Origin of the sequence: Cypionkella sp. (assembly GCF_034376685.1) — a bacterium.
GTDB lineage: Bacteria > Pseudomonadota > Alphaproteobacteria > Rhodobacterales > Rhodobacteraceae > Cypionkella.
Map to the genome: position 1 here is coordinate 19,401 of NZ_JAXMJJ010000081.1, position 15,528 is coordinate 34,928.

At 61.3% G+C, this 15,528-nt stretch carries 12 protein-coding genes; 6 read left to right on the forward strand and 6 right to left on the reverse strand.

The genetic code is table 11. The features are described from left to right. Nucleotides 1-89 precede the first annotated feature (89 nt). Nucleotides 90-3,866: an Ig-like domain-containing protein gene (locus U1A24_RS15540; protein WP_322322887.1), complete on the reverse strand. Its 3,777-nt coding sequence runs from the start codon at nucleotides 3,864-3,866 to the stop codon at nucleotides 90-92. A gap of 333 nt (nucleotides 3,867-4,199) precedes the next feature. On the opposite strand from U1A24_RS15540, the gene U1A24_RS15545 reads away from it, so the two are divergent. Continuing rightward, the gene (locus U1A24_RS15545) at nucleotides 4,200-4,850 is read left to right on the forward strand and encodes a GntR family transcriptional regulator (protein ID WP_322322888.1); all 651 of its coding nucleotides are present in this window, start codon (nucleotides 4,200-4,202) and stop codon (nucleotides 4,848-4,850) included. A gap of 30 nt (nucleotides 4,851-4,880) precedes the next feature. Here U1A24_RS15545 and U1A24_RS15550 read toward each other — a convergent pair whose 3' ends face one another. Next, complete coding sequence (locus U1A24_RS15550) at nucleotides 4,881-6,248, reverse strand: dipeptidase (RefSeq protein ID WP_322322889.1); 1,368 nt, start codon at nucleotides 6,246-6,248, stop codon at nucleotides 4,881-4,883. Between the two features lie 145 nt (nucleotides 6,249-6,393). Here U1A24_RS15550 and U1A24_RS15555 point away from each other — a divergent pair, with 145 nt between their 5' ends. Genes U1A24_RS15555 through U1A24_RS15565 form a run of 3 tightly spaced genes read left to right on the forward strand, consistent with a single transcriptional unit; the run spans nucleotide 6,394 to nucleotide 9,326 of the window. Continuing rightward, the gene (locus U1A24_RS15555; protein ID WP_322322890.1) at nucleotides 6,394-7,218 is read left to right on the forward strand and encodes an aldolase; all 825 of its coding nucleotides are present in this window, start codon (nucleotides 6,394-6,396) and stop codon (nucleotides 7,216-7,218) included. Nucleotides 7,219-7,221: 3 nt separating this feature from the next. Then, the gene (locus U1A24_RS15560) at nucleotides 7,222-8,361 is read left to right on the forward strand and encodes a Gfo/Idh/MocA family oxidoreductase (protein WP_322322891.1); all 1,140 of its coding nucleotides are present in this window, start codon (nucleotides 7,222-7,224) and stop codon (nucleotides 8,359-8,361) included. Beyond that, a complete protein-coding gene (locus tag U1A24_RS15565) occupies nucleotides 8,358-9,326 on the forward strand; it encodes a carbohydrate kinase family protein (protein ID WP_322322892.1) in 969 nt (322 codons plus the stop codon). The genes U1A24_RS15560 and U1A24_RS15565 overlap by 4 nt, the downstream gene beginning before the upstream one ends. 18 nt (nucleotides 9,327-9,344) lie before the next feature. Here U1A24_RS15565 and xylA read toward each other — a convergent pair whose 3' ends face one another. The 4 genes from xylA to U1A24_RS15585 form a co-directional block, all read right to left on the reverse strand. Then, nucleotides 9,345-10,646: a xylose isomerase gene (xylA, locus tag U1A24_RS15570; protein WP_322322893.1), complete on the reverse strand. Its 1,302-nt coding sequence runs from the start codon at nucleotides 10,644-10,646 to the stop codon at nucleotides 9,345-9,347. Beyond that, nucleotides 10,643-12,079 carry a xylulokinase gene (gene xylB, locus U1A24_RS15575; protein ID WP_322322894.1) on the reverse strand — a complete coding sequence of 479 codons (1,437 nt, stop codon included), beginning with the start codon at nucleotides 12,077-12,079 and terminating at the stop codon, nucleotides 10,643-10,645. Before xylB ends, xylA begins: the two co-directional genes overlap by 4 nt. A 71-nt stretch (nucleotides 12,080-12,150) precedes the next feature. Next, complete coding sequence (locus U1A24_RS15580; RefSeq protein ID WP_322322895.1) at nucleotides 12,151-13,053, reverse strand: DMT family transporter; 903 nt, start codon at nucleotides 13,051-13,053, stop codon at nucleotides 12,151-12,153. Further along, on the reverse strand, nucleotides 13,050-13,931 hold the full coding sequence (locus U1A24_RS15585) for a LysR family transcriptional regulator (protein WP_322322896.1): 882 nt from the start codon (nucleotides 13,929-13,931) through the stop codon (nucleotides 13,050-13,052). The genes U1A24_RS15580 and U1A24_RS15585 overlap by 4 nt, the downstream gene beginning before the upstream one ends. A 147-nt stretch (nucleotides 13,932-14,078) precedes the next feature. Between U1A24_RS15585 and U1A24_RS15590 the strand changes: the two genes are divergently transcribed. Together U1A24_RS15590 and U1A24_RS15595 are read left to right on the forward strand one after the other, a co-directional pair. After that, nucleotides 14,079-14,585, forward strand: coding sequence for a hypothetical protein (locus tag U1A24_RS15590; protein WP_322322897.1), 507 nt, complete (start codon nucleotides 14,079-14,081; stop codon nucleotides 14,583-14,585). A 180-nt stretch (nucleotides 14,586-14,765) separates the two neighbouring features. After that, nucleotides 14,766-15,528, forward strand: a 763-nt coding sequence (locus tag U1A24_RS15595) for a signal recognition particle receptor subunit alpha (protein WP_322322898.1), incomplete at its 3' end; no start/stop codon positions are given.

Below are 15,528 nucleotides of genomic sequence, written 5' to 3' on the forward strand. Positions count from 1 at the left end.
AAGGCAAGCCCTGCAAGCGCCGGGCCGAGGTTTTTAACCCCGAACCCGGATCCGTTTTTACGATTTCTGGGCATGGCCCGGTTCCCGGATCAGACGCCAGTGCCCGTGTTGACGTGGATATCGTCGTCAACCAACACGCTCGCCCCGCTCGTGCCCAGCGTATACAGCGTATAGCTCTCGCCGTTCACCACCTGCTGACCACCGGCCACAGCACCCGCGATGTTGACGTGATCGTCTGCATCACCCCGGATCGCCATTTGTTGATCCGCTCCGGTCAGGCTGTTGATCTGCGCTTCGGTCAGCGACAGCGTCGCTTGCGAAGAGGTCAGATCAATGGTGCCAAAGTCGAAACCTTGCAGCCCCTCGCGGGTCAGATCGACGGTCACATCCGTGGTCGAGCGCAGATAGAGCGTGCTCTGCTCGTTGCCAGCTGCATCGGTGTCATTGATCACCAGATAGCTGCCATCGGCCACAGGATTGGTGAAGAACGCCCAGTGGCTCGGCACATTGGTGCCATTCACATCGACGCCCGCATCGAACTGCGCTGTCGTTGCCAGATCAGTCGCCGCACCCGTCGCCGCAACCGCGTGATAGGTCAGCGTATCCGGCGATACCGCCGAAGCCACACCCGAGATCAGGTTGCCAGTGCCCGCATCATTGGTGATCCAGGGATCGTTCGGCATCACGGTGTCATAGGCAAAGCTATCGGTGTAGCTGGTGGTATTGCCTGCAACATCGGTTGCCGTCACCGTGACCGAAGTGGTGCCTTCCCCGGTCGGCAAGGACGAGGTCGGGAAGGTTGCGCTCCACAGCCCATCCGCGCCGACCGAAGCCGTCACTTCCGCACCATTCGCCAGCGTCAGCACCAGTGTCGAGAACGGCTCCGACGTGCCGGTCAGCGTCAGCCCCGCGGCCCGCTCTGCCGCGTTCAGGATATCATCGCCTGCGATCACCGGCGCGCCAGCAAAGTTGCGCACGATGGTATCGACAGCCACTTGCTCGGTCAGGGTCGAGACGTTGCCAACATGATCCGTCGCCACTGCCGTTAGTGTCACCGAGTTCTCGCCCACCGGAATCTCCCCCGCCGGAATGGTGAAGCTCCAGCTGCCATCCGCTGCGACAGTGGCTGCATGTTGTGCGCCGCTGCCGAACTTCAGCATCACGGTCGAGCCCGCCTCGACATGGCCTGTCACGGTCAAACCGCTGGTAGCTTCCGCCGCGTTCAGGATCGCATCCGCCCCGGTCGACAAGGAGGCGCGGTCAAACGGCACCACCTCGGTATCGACATTCACCACATGGCTGGTCGTGGCGGTGTTGCCCAAAGCGTCGATCGCAACTGCCGTTGCGGTCGTCGCATAGGTGCCCGAACGGATTTCGCTGGCCGAGAAATTTGCCGTCCAAGTGCCTGCATTGCTGGCGATAACGGTGTGGCTTACGCCATCCATCGTCACAACCACGCTCGCACCCGCTTCAGCCGTCCCTGTCAGCGCCACGCCAACCGCTTCTTCCGCGCCGCTGATGATATCATCGCCGCCCGCTTGGCCGACAGTGATCGCCACGTTGGTTTCGGTATCGACATGCACGGTATGGCTTGCAGTCGCAGAGTTGCCCGCCGAATCCGTCGCCTGCACTGTCACCACCGAGTCATAGGTGCCCGCGCGCACTTCACTGGCCGCAAAATTCGCAGTCCAGGTGCCGTTGCTGGCCGCTGTCACCGTTTTCGACACGCCTTCCAGCGTCACAACAACCGTCGCGCCTGCATCTGCGGTGCCGTTCAGCATCAGCCCAGCCGCTTGTTCAGCGCCCGAAACCTTGTCATCGCCGCCCGCCTGACCCACTGGGATCGCAACTGCAATTTCCGTGTCAATGTGCAGCGAATGCGTCGTCGATGCGGTGTTGCCAACGCCGTCCACCGACGAGACCTGCACGGTCGAGTCATAGGTTCCGCTGCGCACTTCGCTGCTGGAATAATGCGCCGTCCAAGTGCCATCTGCACCAGCGGTGACGGTCTTGGTGACGCCTTCAAACGTCACTGTGACCGTGGCCCCAGCTTCCGCCGTGCCGGTCAGTGCCAACCCAGCCGCAGCCTCAACCGCGTTGACCAGGTCGTCGCCGCCCGCTTGGCCCACATTCACCGCAATAGCCGTCTCAGTGTCGATATGCAGGTCATGCGTGGTCGAAGCCGTGTTGCCCGCCGTATCGGTGGAAGTCACCGACACCACCGAGTCATAGGTGCCCTGACGGATCTCATAGGTCGCGAACGTCGCGGTCCAAACCCCCGACGCATTCGCCGTAACCGTATGCGATACGCCTTCCAACGTCACCACAACCGTCGCGCCCGCTTCCGCCGTGCCGGTCAAAGCCACCCCAGCCGCAGCCTCAGCACCCGAGATCACATCATCGCCGCCAGACTGGCCTGCGTTCACCGTCACCGACGTTTCGGTATCGACATTCACCACCTGCGTCGCCGTTGCCGTGTTGCCAAAGCTGTCGGTCGCTGTGGCCGTCGCGGTCGAGGTATAAGTGCCAGCCGTCACCGCACTTGCCGGATAAGTCACCGACCACACGCCGCTCGAATTGGCCGTTGTGGTCAGCGTCGTGCCATTCCACGCCACCGAAACCGACGCACCAGCTTGCGCCGTGCCGTTCAGTACCACGCCTGCCGCAGCTTCGCTTGCGTTCACCATGCCATCGCCACCCGGCGTGCCAGTGAAGACCACCGAAGTCTCGGTATCCACTGCGAACGTATGGGTCGAGGTCGAGGTGTTGCCGTTGCTATCGGTCGAAGTTGCCGTAATCGTTTGGGTATATTCACCAGCGGGCAGGGTGCCAGTCGGATAAGTCGTGGTCCAATGCCCATCCGAGCCAACCACAACCGTGTTCGTCACGCCATTCAGCGTCACATCCAAAGTCGCGCCAGCAATCGAGCTGCCCGTCACTACCAACCCGGTCGAATTTTCGACAAAGTTTACCTTGTCGTCACCCGTCACCGCATCAAAGTTGATCGGGTTCGGCACGGTATCCACCACCAGAACATCGTTCCAGGTCGTGCTGTTGCCCGTTGCATCGGTGGCCTTCACCACAACCGGGATCTCATACTCACCCGGATCAACTTCCGTAGTCGGGAAGGTCACCGTCCAGTTGCCGCTGCTGTCCACAACCGTGGTCTGGGTGTGGCCGTTGACCAGCACCTCGACCGTCGCGCCCGGTTCGCTGGTGCCGCCAATCACGACGCCATTCACATAATCCGCACCGTTCTCGACATGGTTCACCGATTTGGTGCCTTCGGTCACGGTTACAGCCGGCGGAGTCGTGTCGGGGGTGCCACCACCATCACTCGACCCACCGCCGCCGCCGATCACGGCAATCACACCGGCCCCGGCTGCAATCGCACCCATGCCACCCAGACCCAACAGACCCGGCACAAACGGTGCCATGCCTGCAGGCTCGTTTGATACCAGTGCCACATCCGAGATGCTATCCGCTTGGGTAAAACGCAGATCGTCCAGCGGGCTCCATTTATCCCAGCCGCCGACCGGGCCATAATCTGCCGCCAGCATGCCGTCTTGACCTTCGCGGATGATCACCTCGGTGATCTCACCTTCCGAAGACACGTAGAGATGATTCACATCCCCCGGTTGTTCGTTGAAATAGTTGCTCAGCACAATGCTGCGGCCATCCGACAGCTTGATCAGCAAATCGCCGCCTTGCTGTTCATAGCCCACCACGCTTGCGCGGGAGAGGTTCAGCGAAACGCTGTCCCCCGAACCGACCTGAATGAAGTTGCCCTGAGTATCGCCTGCGACACTGCCATGCTGCGCACCGCCCGCAACATTGCGGACAGCGAAATCAATCGCTTTTACCATCTTACTACTCCGCCTCAAAAACCCAGACTTTAGTGTCCGGCGTGTTATTCGCCCCACTTTCGGGGGCTGATTGCTGATATGGATACAAAGCCTGCGTTGCGATTTCTAGTGGTTCGGCCAGGCCTGCTTTGAATTTGTCAGATTTCCCCCTCAATTCAGCCACATTTGCGGCTTTCGCGCTACAGGTCGATTTCTTTCGTGCAGCCATCGCGGGGAAGTCATGGTGCGACAATCCCCCATTGGTTGTATTTGCGAAACAATCAATCCCTCGATACATGAAGTTTTCCCGCTATCCCCCTTTACGCGACAGCATTTTCGGTCTTTTGATCAGACATGGCAGGCCAAACCGAAACCCTCACCAATACGATCCTGTCGTGGATCGACGCAGGCCGCCTCAACCCCGGCGATGTGATCGACGAGGCTGAACTCGTCACAGAATTCGCCGTTTCGCGCACCCCTGTCCGCGAAGCCATCCTGCAACTTGAGGCGATGGGTCTGGTGCGACGCCTGCCGCGCAAGGGGGCCACGGTGTTCCGCCCCAGCCTTGAGGAATTTCTCGCCATTCTTGAAGTCCACGCCAAACTCGAAGGCCAGGCCGCGGGCCTCGCCGCCCGCCGCTTGTCGGTGTCTTGGGCCACAGCGTTGGAAGATGCAGTGCTGGCGTGCGAAAACTTCGCCATTCAGCAAGGCGACGCCAACCCCGACGCCTATTACCAACTGAATCTGCGCTTTCACGAATGTGTGGCACTCGCCGCAGGCAATCCGTTTCTGACCGAGATGATCAAGACCAACGCCCGCAAGTTGCTGGCCTATTACCGCGCCCGCTACCGCTATGCCGGGGCCATCGCCAGCTCTGCCACCGAACACCGCGCCATCGCCACGCTGATCTTCGCCCGTGACGCCGCCGGGGCCGAGGCGCTGATGCACCGCCATGTCCAATTCGATCAGATCACCGCCATGGACCTGCTTGCAGCCCTTTCGTAAGATGCGTGCTTGCACGCACCTTTGCGAACATCACGCCCCCAATCGCTGCAATAACCGCACATAGGCCGCTTGACCCAAGCGAAACGCATCCAGCCGGAAGAACTCATTCGGCGCGTGCAGATTCTCATCGTCATGCGAAAAGCCAAACATCACCGCATGAACCCCAAGCACCTCCAGCAGCGTCGTCATCACCGGAATCGATCCGCCCAACCGCGTGCGATAGGGCGCTTTGCCGTAGACCTCCTCCAGCACTTGCGCCGCGATCCCGGTCGCATTGTGTCCCGATGGCACCAGAAACGGCCCCGCCCCACCGTGCCCCGGCTCCAGTTCAGCTGTCACCCCGGCAGGACAATGCGCCTGCACATGCGCAGCCAAAGCCGCCAAAATCTTTGCCGGATACTGCGCCGCCACCAGCCGACAGGTGATTTTCGCCCGAGCTTCCGCCGGATGCACGGTCTTCGATCCAATCCCCTGCCAGCCACTGGTGAGCCCATTCACGTCCAGCGTCGGTCTTGCCCACAACCGCTCGCGTGTCGAATACCCCGGCTCGCCAAACACCGCAGGCGCGCCGGTTTCCGCCAGATAGCTCGCCTCATTATACGGTATCCGCGCAATCGCCGCCCGATCCGCCTCAGTCAGTGGCACCACATCGTCATAAAACCCATCGATCGTCACCAAGCCATCCGCCGATTTCATCGACGCCAGCAGATGCGCCAAAGCCATCGCCGGATTGGCAATCCCACCGCCATGCAGACCCGAGTGTTGATCCGACCGTGGCCCGCGCACCACGATTTCCGCCTTCACAAGCCCCTTCAGCGCCTCAACAATCTGCGGCTGATCCGGCGCATATTGCAGCCCATCCGCCGAGAAAATCATATCCGCTGTCAACAGGTCCACATTGGCCGCCACAAACGGCGGCAGATCGGGCGAGCCAATCTCCTCCTGCCCCTCGAAGAAAAACTTCACATTCACCGGCAGCCGCCCGGCGGTTTTCAGCAGCGATTCCACCGCCAGGATCGGCACCAACATGCCGCCCTTGTCATCCGAAGCCCCACGGCCCCAAACGCGGCCATCCCGCACCTCGGGTTCAAACGGCGGGCTGTCCCACAGATCAAACGGCTCGGCGGGCTGCACATCGAAATGCCCATAGATCAGGATGGTCGGCTTCTCCGCCCCGGCATGCAGCCAGTGCCCGCAGACCACCGGATGCCCATCTGTCGGTAAAACCTCTGCCCCCTCCACCCCCGCCGCCGTCAACCGCGCCGCCACCCACTCCGCTGCCCGCACCACATCCGGGATATTCTCGGGCTTGGCCGACACCGACGGAATTCGCACAAACGTCAGCAATTCCTGCACAAACCGCGCCTGCTCTGCGTCCAGATATTGCTGCCAAGCCATCGTGACCTCCTGCCATTTCATATCAAGGCTAGACCATCCCCAGCTCGCAAGTAAACCTACCGCCAAAGGATTTTCCTTTGCCGTTGACAGAATCCAAGCTCAAAGATAGCCATTATAAAAACGTTTTCATAAACAGGATTTTGCCATGAAAGCCGCACGCCTCAACCGCCTGTTCGCACCCTCCGGCAATTGCTTTGACGTCGCCATCGACCACGGCATGTTCAACGAGGCCTCCTTCTTGGGCGGCATCGAAAACATGACCAAATCTATCCAAACCGTCGCCGCAGCCGCCCCTGATGCCATCCAGCTTCCCCCCGGCACCGCGAAAATCCTGCAAGCTATCCCCGGCAAGAACCGCCCCGCGCTGGTTTTGCGCACCGATATCGCCAACGTCTACGGCACCCCGTTGCCGCGGACGCTTTACTCCGAAGTCATCGACCGTCCAGTGGAACAGGGCCTCGTCTTGGACGCCGCTTGTGTCGTCGTCAACCTGCTCCTGCTGCCCAACCAGCCCGAACTCTACCGAGACTGCGTGCGCAACGTGAACGCCCTCAAACGCGAATGCGAAATCTACGGCATGCCGCTGATGGTCGAACCGCTGGTGATGCAAGACAATGCCAAGGGCGGCTATATGGTGGATGGTGACATTGCCAAAATCCTGCCGCTGGTGCGCCAAGCCGCCGAACTCGGCGCTGACATCATCAAAGCCGACCCCTGCACCAATGTGTCCGAATACCACCGCGTGATCGAAATCGCCCAGGGCATTCCCGTTCTGGTGCGCGGCGGCGGTCGGGTCTCTGACGCCGAAATCCTCACCCGCACGCATGAGCTGATGCAGCAAGGCGCACGCGGCATCGTTTATGGCCGCAATGTCGTGCAACACGTCAATCCCGGCGGCATGACCCGCGCTTTGATGGCGATTGTGCATGACAAAGCCACGGCCGCCGACGCCGCCAAGCATCTGGCCTAAGCCATGCAGGAAATCCGCTTCGGTATCATCGGTTGTGGCCTGATGGGCCGCGAATTCGCCTCGGCTGCCGCCCGCTGGCTGCACCTGTCCAACCCCAAAGCCAAACCGCGCATCGTCGCAGTATGTGACACCAATCCGGCCCTGATGGACTGGTTCGCGGGCCATCTCGGCCCGATCCAAACCACCACCGACTATCACGACCTGCTGAAAAACCCCGAAGTCGATGCCGTCTACTGCGCCGTCCCGCACGTCCTGCACGCCCAGATCTATCCCGATATCCTGAACGCCGGAAAACACCTGTTCGGCGAAAAACCCTTTGGCATGGATGCAGCCCAAAACCGCGTCATCATGGCCGCCGTCAACGCCCATCCCGAATTGATCACCCGTTGTTCGTCCGAGATGCCGTTCTACCCCGGCGCACAAAAGGTCATTAGTTTCGTTAAATCCGGCGCAGTCGGTGACATTCTCGAAGTCGAAGCCAGCTTCCTGCATTCCTCGGATATCAACCCCGACAAGGTGATCAACTGGAAGCGGATGCAAGCGGTCAACGGCGAATATGGCTGCATGGGTGATTTGGGCATGCACGTCCTGCACGTCCCCCTGCGCCTTGGCTGGCGTCCCGACACCGTGCAAGCCAGTCTGGTGAAGCGCGTCAGCCAACGCCCCGATGGCAAAGGCAACCTCGTGCCGTGTGAGACATGGGACAACGCCACCATCACCGCCCGCGTCCCCACCAGCTACGGCAATTTCCCAATGGTGCTCAAGACTTGGCGCATCGCCCCAGGTGAGGCGAACACATGGTCGCTCCGTGTCCTCGGCATGAAAGGCAGCGCCTGTTTCACCACCAAATCGCCCCGGCAATGGCAGTTCATGCACTACCAAAACGGCGGCGCGCAGTGCTGGCAAACCGAGGATCTCGGATACACACCCCTGTTCCCCGGCATCACCGGCGGCATCTTTGAATTCGGCTTCACCGATGCAATCCAGCAGATGTGGGCCGCCTATCTCGACGAACTCGCGGGTGGTGACGCCGCAGGCTTCCCCTGCGCCCACCCGACCGAGGCCGCAGCCCACCACGCCGTGCTCACCGCCGCCCTGACCGCAGGCAAAGAAAACCGCACCGTAAGTGTGGATTACTCATGAGAAACGGCATCGCCTGTGCGGGCAACTGGATCGTCGATATCATCCACAGCATCGAAGCCTGGCCGCAGAAAAATGATCTCGTCCGCATCCAGCATGAGGCCACCGGGGTAGGTGGCGGCGCTGCCAACGTCATCCTGGATCTCGCTGCCTTCAAAACCGACCTGCCGCTTTACGCCGTAGGTCTGATCGGCACCGACACCCATGCGCAAATCTGCCTTGCCGCCTGTGCCACAGCCAAAGTTGACACAAGATGGCTGAAACAAACCGCCAGCCACCCGACAGCCCATACCCAAGTGATGAACGTCCCCGGTGACAGTCGCACCTTCTTCTACCATCCCGGCGCCAATGACGCGCTGAGCGAAGCCGACATTCCCATTGAGTCCATCGCCGCCCAAAACGCCAAAATCTTCTACCTTGGCTACCCAAACCTCTTGGCCACGCTCGACGCCGTGGAACCCAGCGGAGAAACACCCGCCGCCCGCCTGCTTGCCCGCGCTCAAGCCGCTGGCATGATCACCTGCGTTGATCTGGTCTCATCCGCCACGCCCGACTTTGCCGACACCGTCAAAGCCACTCTGCCACACACAGATTACCTCTTCCTGAACGAAATCGAAGCCGCCCGCGCCACCAACCGCACCGACATCGCCCCAGACGACCGCGCCCGCCTGTTGGAAGCCGCCACCGCCCTGCAAGCCCAAGGCGCGAAAACCGTGATTCTTCACACCGGAACTCTCGCGCTGAGGCTGGACGAAACCGCGCTCTGGTCCAACCCCGAGCCGATAAATCCCGCCGAAATCCTCAGCCCGGTTGGGGCCGGAGACGCCTTTTGCGCCGGCGTGATCTACGCCATTCACCAAGGCTGGCCGCCCGAACGCGCTTTGCGCCTCGGCCACCGCGCCGCCGCTGCCGCCCTTAAAAGCGTCACGGCCAGCGATGGCATCCCACCGCTGGCCGCGCTTATCTAACCGTTCAGCAGTATCCGCTCAGATATAGTGGTTCCAGAGGTTCTCGAGGCGTTCCTGACGGCCCGAGCGGGGTTGCGGGTTGATGTTGTTTTTGATCACGGCTTCGGCGATCACCTCCAGCGGCTGCGTCAGCATGGCTTTCGCCCCGTCGCGCTCCCATCCGGCATAGCGCGCGCGGCGGGCGGCTTCCAAGGTATCATCCTCCAGCAGATAGGCCGCCGCTTTCAGCGCCCGCGCGCAGGTGTCCATGCCGCCGACATGGGCGAGGATCAGGTCTTCGGGGTCGAGGCTTTGACGCCGCACTTTGGCGTCAAAGTTGGTGCCGCCGGTGGTATAGCCACCCGCGCGCAGGATCTCATAGAACGCCACGGCCTTCTCGGCATGGTTGTTCGGGAACTGGTCGGTGTCCCAGCCGGATTGGTAATCATTGCGGTTCATGTCGATCGAACCGAAAATCCCCAAAGCCGCAGCTGTGGCAATCTCATGCTCAAACGAGTGTCCGGCCAAGATCGCATGGCCCTGCTCGATATTGACCTGCACCTCTTTCTCCAGCCCGAAATCCTTCAGGAAGCCGTAAACCGTCGCCACATCATAGTCATACTGGTGCTTCGACGGCTCTTGCGGCTTCGGCTCGATCAGGATCGCGCCCTTGTAGCCGATCTTATATTTGTACTCGACCACTGACTGCAGGAAGCGGCCCGCATGGGCACGCTCGGCTTTCAGATCGGTGTTCAACAGCGTCTCATAGCCCTCACGCCCGCCCCACAGCACATAGTTGGCACCGCCCAGTTTATGCGTGGCATCGAGACAGGATTTCACCGTGGCCGCCGCATAGGCATAGACTTCCGGGTCGGGGTTGGTGGCAGCGCCTGACATCCAGCGCTTGTGGCTGAACATGTTCGCGGTGCCCCAGAGCAGCTTGGCCTTGTGAGCCGCCTGCTTTTCGCCAAGATAATCAACGATTTCCTCAAGGTTGCGCAGGCTTTCAGCGAAAGTCGCCCCCTCGGGCCGCGCATCGGCATCGTGGAAGGCGTAGAAGGGCGCGCCCAAGATATCGAACATCTCAAACGCTACATCGGCCTTCAGCTTTGCCAAAGCCATGGTGTCGCCAAACCACGGGCGATCAAAGGTCTGCCCGCCGAACGGATCGCCGCCCGGCCATGCAAAGCTGTGCCAATAGGCGACGGCAAAGCGCAGATGATCTTCCATCCGCTTGCCCAGCAGCACCTCTTCGGGGTCGTAATGCCGGAAGGCAAACTCGTTGGTGCTGCCTTCGCCCTCATATTTGATTTGCGGGATGTTCTTGAAAAAATCGGTCATGCGAGGCTCCTGATCGCAGTTTGTGCAGCACGGTAACGGGCATAGCCCGCATCGAAGGCGTCTTTCAGTTTCGGGTCGGGCAGGATTTCCCGCGCGATTTCGGGCAGGGTGGCTATTTCAGCGCCCGCCCCTGTGGCGGCCATCAGGCCAAGGCGGGCTGCACCGAACGCCCCGCCGAAATCACCCGCCACCGGCAGGCTGACCGGGCAATCCAGCGCCGTCGCAATCGCGCGCAGCCAGTAGTCAGAGCGCGATCCGCCCCCCACCGCCAGCAAATGCTCCAGCTTGGTGCCCGTTGCGGCCAAGGCGTCACGGCTGTCGCGGAAGGCAAAGGTCACGCCTTCCAGCACCGCGCGCGTCCCTGCGGCGCGGTCGGTCGCATGTTCCAGCCCAGTAAACGCCCCTCGGATTGAGGCAGAATTCAACGGTGTGCGCTCGCCGCCCAGATAGGGCAGGAACACCGTCTTCCCCGGCGCTTGCAGCGGTCCCACTTCGCCCGTCAAGGTCGCAGCATCGGCGCCCACCAGCTTGGAATACCAGTTCAGCGCATCCGTTGCGGCCAAAATAACGCCCATCTGGTGCCAGGTGTTCGGCAAAGCGTGGCAGAACGTATGCACCGCCGTCGCAGGGTCTGGCTGATAGCCGTCATTGGCCGCAAACAGCACGCCAGAGGTGCCCAAAGACACAAACGCCTCGCCCGCGCGGACCACACCTACCCCGACGCCCGAGGCCGCATTGTCGCCACCCCCGCCCGCCACCACAACGCTTGCCGTCATACCTAAACGGCTGGCGAGATCGCCGCGCAACATGCCCGAAACGTCCGAGCCTTCCACCAATCGCGGCATCTGCGCGCGGGAAAGCCCGCAATCGGCCAGCAAAACATCCGACCAATCGCGTTTGCCGGTGTCGAGCCAAGCGGTGCCAGCGGCGTCTGACATTTCAGACACATGCTCGCCGGTCAGCCACAGCCGCAGATAATCCTTTGGCAGCAGTATCTTGGCGACTTTATCCCAAAGTGCCGGTTCATTCTTGCGCAGCCAGTCGAGTTTTGGCGCGGTAAAGCCCGGAAACACGATATTGCCCGACAGGCTGCGGAACTCTGGCTTCGCATCCAAAGCCGCCGCTTCGGCAAAGCTGCGGGTATCGTTCCACAGGATGCAGGGGCGCAGCACCTGATCCGACGCATCCAGCAGCGTCGCCCCGTGCATATGGCCGGAAAGCCCGATGCCCTTCACCGCCCCCAAACCATGCGCGGCCAATTTGCCCAACACAATTTCAGCCGCAGCAATCCAGCTCGCCGGGGCCTGCTCCGACCACCCCTCGGCGGGGCGTTCCACCGTCAACGGCGCTGTCGCTTCGGCCAGCACACGCTGGCCGTCATCCATCAGAATGCCCTTCAGCCCCGAGGTGCCGAGGTCTAGCCCGATATACATAAATGTCCTCCCCAGAACCGATAGCCTACAGCACTATTAGCGCTAACATGTCAGCTATGAAAACGTTTACGCTAAGAGGTTTCATCCTTCAACAGCAGGATTAAAGCTAAAGCGGTTAGAATGACGCCGCCCAACACATTTATCGGCGGGGCAGGGCGGCCCAAGGCAATTTCCCACAGGATAACCCAAGATGGCACCAGATAGGTATAGGCCATCACCTTGGCCGACGGCAGCCGCAGCGTGGCGAATTGCAGCAGTACAAAAGTCATTGCCGAGGCCGCGACTGAGACATAAATCAAGCAAATCCAGACGATTGCGGGCAGGGTGGCCCAATCGGTTGCCAGCACATCGCGCCAGCCCCACAGGCACAGAATCACAAAGCCCGCCAGCATCATGCCAAAGGTGAACACCAAAGCAGGCTCGCCCCGGTTCAGCTTGCGTATCATCGGCGCATACAGCGCATGCGCAATGCAGCCGAAGAAATAGATAAACTCGCCGCGCCCGACCTGAAACCGCGCCAGCGCCGCGAGATCACCGCGAAAGATCACCCATAGCGCGCCCGCAGCGCCAATCAGCAGCGCCAAGCCCATCCGTGCGGTGGTGATCTGCCCCAGCAGCAGCCAGCCAAACCCCGCCGCCATCAACGGCGTCAACGTGAACACCGCCGCCGTCGGCACGGCCTCGGCGGTCTGCAAACCCCAGAACATCAGCACGAAATATAAAGCCAGCAGCCCGCCCAGGATCACATAGCGCCAAGGGGCAACCCAGGTTTTGCGCGGCACGCCCACGGTCAGAAATGCCGCCAGCCCCACCAGCCCGCCCGCCAAAGCAAACCGCGCCACGGTCAGCGCAGAGGGCGAAACATGTCGCGCCGCCATGGCCCCCAGACTAAAGCTGCCCGCCACCAAGGCCGAAAACGCCAACATTGCAACATGGCCGCGCTGCGCTGGGCTTAGCCCAGCCCAAGCCCTCAAGCCTGACACCAGCTTGAGGCTGCATGGCGCAGGCAGCTCAGGAAGCTTTGCACCTTCAGCGTGCGATGCAAATCCACATGCGTCACGATCCACAAAGGTGAATCCCATTCCGGGATCGGGGCCATCACTTCGACCAGATCGGGATCAAGCCGCGCCTCATGCGTGCGCAAAAACCCCAGACCCATCCCCGCCTTCACCGCCACTTCCGCCGCTGCGGGTTCGTTGACGCGGAAGGTCAGCCGATCTTGTGATACTCGCTCGCGCAGCCAGCGATAGAACGGCGCGCGGTTGTCAGGATTGTCGATGCCGATGAAGCGGTGCAGCAGCAACTCGGCCTCGCCATTCGGCAGCCCATGCCGTTCGACATAGGCTTTCGATCCGTAAAGTCCCATCTGCAGCTTCACCAAAGGCAGCGCGACGTTGTCGGGTTCCTGCGGCGTTGCCCCGGCCCGGATCGCGACATGCGCCTCGCCATAATCCAGCCGATACAGCCGCATATCGGTCAGAAACCGGATCACCACCGCCGGATGCGCTTCTTGGAACGCCGCGAACACCGGGGCCAGCAAATGCGCGATCCCGGTGATCGAGGTCACCACCAATTCGCCCGCCACGGTCTCACCCTGACCCTTGATCCGGCTGGCAAGCTGGCCAAACTGATCTTCGGTGGTCTGCGCCACAGACAACAGATCGCGCCCCGACTCGGTTGGGGTATAGCCGCGGGCATGACGCTGAAACAGCTTTGCCCCCAACCGCTTTTCCAGACTGTCGATATGGCGGATGACGGTGGCATGATGCACTCCCATCACTTCGGCAGCGCCGGAAACCGTGCCCATCCGCGCTACCTGAAACGCGGTTCTGATCTCGTCCCAGTTATCCATCGAGCAGATCTCCTGTGCATTTGCGCACATGAATCGGCAAAGATTGTGGACAAAGCAAGAGGTTTGTCAGGGCTGAGGTAAGGGTTGCCCGAAGCATCGCTTAGGGGGATACTAAGGCAAGCCTGTCAAATGCCGCCAGAGGGTGCCATGCAGCTTGTTTCCTCTTCGCCGGATCGGTTGGTGCTGCGGGCAAGGCCGGTGCTTATGGGCCTTGGGATCGCCTGTGCCATGCTGGTATTCGCGGCGATCTGGCTGGCCAAGGCCTTTTCCGACGATCACAGCGATCTGACCGCACTCGCGTTGCTGTTTGGCCTGTTCGGCGTGGTTTTCATCGTCTTTGTGCGGCAAGAGGTGGCTGTATTCGACCGCCTCAGCAACACGCTGACCCTGCGCAGCGTCGGGGTGCTGGGCGCGCGCGAACAATTCCGCCCCTTGGCCGACGTCACCAAGGCGGCGCTGGAAACCAGTGCCAATGACCCTGACAGCAAGGCCGGGCCTTGCCAACGCGCCGTGTTGCACTTCAGCTCTGGCCCGCCGTTGCCGCTCTCTACTATATTCCGTTCGGGGTCCGGCGCGAAGATCGCGGTGCAGCAGATCAACACTTGGCTGAACCAAAAACCGCCAAAGAAACCCGCAAAACGCAGCCCTGCTTGACTCTGCTCCCCCAAGCGCGTATCGCCCGAGCCAATTCCCCGGAGGCATGCGCTTCCGGTCCCTTGGCTTATGCCGGGATCGCCACCTGTCAGCGCGTTGCGCCCACAGGTGCTGTTTCGCATTGGCCTTGGGAAACCCGCCGTAGCACCCCATCTAGGGGTTTTGATCTAGGAGAGCGCGATGTTTGAAAGCCTGTCAGAACGCCTTGGTGGCGTGTTCGACCGCTTGACCAAAGCCGGTGCGCTGTCCGAGGCGGATGTCGACACTGCCCTGCGCGAAGTCCGCGTCGCCCTGCTGGAAGCCGACGTGTCGCTGGAAGTCGCGCGCAACTTCGTCAAAGCGGTGAAAGCCCGCGCCATTGGCCAAGCCGTTACCAAGTCGATCACCCCCGGCCAGCAAGTCGTCAAAATCGTCCACGATGAGCTCGTGCGGGTGCTGGCGGGTGATGATGAACCCGAAGCGCTGAAAATCGACAACCCGCCTGCCGCCATCCTGATGGTGGGTCTGCAAGGTTCGGGCAAAACCACCACCACCGCCAAACTGGCGAAACGCTTGAAAGACCGTAACGGCAAGCGCGTCCTCTTAGCCTCGCTCGACACCAACCGCCCCGCAGCCATGGAGCAGCTGGCGATCCTTGCGGCGCAGGTCGGCGTTGACAGCCTGCCGATCGTCAAAGGCGAATCCGCCGTTCAGATCGCCAAGCGCGCCAAGACCCAAGCCGCGATGGGCGGCTATGACGTGGTGTTCTTCGACACCGCTGGCCGTCTGCACATCGACGAAGTGTTGATGGAAGAAATCCAAGCCGTCCGCGACATCGCACAGCCGCGCGAAACCCTGTTGGTCGTCGATGGTCTGACCGGCCAAGACGCGGTCAACGTGGCCTCGGAATTCAACGCCAAAGTCGGCATTTCCGGCGTCGTGCTCACCCGGATGGACGGTGACG

What these genes read in the sequence shown, in the direction of transcription:
- U1A24_RS15540 (WP_322322887.1), bottom strand. Translation starts at nt 3,866, where the DNA reads ATGGTAAAAGCGATTGATTTCGCTGTCCGCAATGTTGCGGGCGGTGCG.
- U1A24_RS15545 (WP_322322888.1), top strand. Translation starts at nt 4,200, where the DNA reads ATGGCAGGCCAAACCGAAACCCTCACCAATACGATCCTGTCGTGGATC.
- U1A24_RS15550 (WP_322322889.1), bottom strand. Translation starts at nt 6,248, where the DNA reads ATGGCTTGGCAGCAATATCTGGACGCAGAGCAGGCGCGGTTTGTGCAG.
- U1A24_RS15555 (WP_322322890.1), top strand. Translation starts at nt 6,394, where the DNA reads ATGAAAGCCGCACGCCTCAACCGCCTGTTCGCACCCTCCGGCAATTGC.
- U1A24_RS15560 (WP_322322891.1), top strand. Translation starts at nt 7,222, where the DNA reads ATGCAGGAAATCCGCTTCGGTATCATCGGTTGTGGCCTGATGGGCCGC.
- U1A24_RS15565 (WP_322322892.1), top strand. Translation starts at nt 8,358, where the DNA reads ATGAGAAACGGCATCGCCTGTGCGGGCAACTGGATCGTCGATATCATC.
- xylA (WP_322322893.1), bottom strand. Translation starts at nt 10,646, where the DNA reads ATGACCGATTTTTTCAAGAACATCCCGCAAATCAAATATGAGGGCGAA.
- xylB (WP_322322894.1), bottom strand. Translation starts at nt 12,079, where the DNA reads ATGTATATCGGGCTAGACCTCGGCACCTCGGGGCTGAAGGGCATTCTG.
- U1A24_RS15585 (WP_322322896.1), bottom strand. Translation starts at nt 13,931, where the DNA reads ATGGATAACTGGGACGAGATCAGAACCGCGTTTCAGGTAGCGCGGATG.
- U1A24_RS15590 (WP_322322897.1), top strand. Translation starts at nt 14,079, where the DNA reads ATGCAGCTTGTTTCCTCTTCGCCGGATCGGTTGGTGCTGCGGGCAAGG.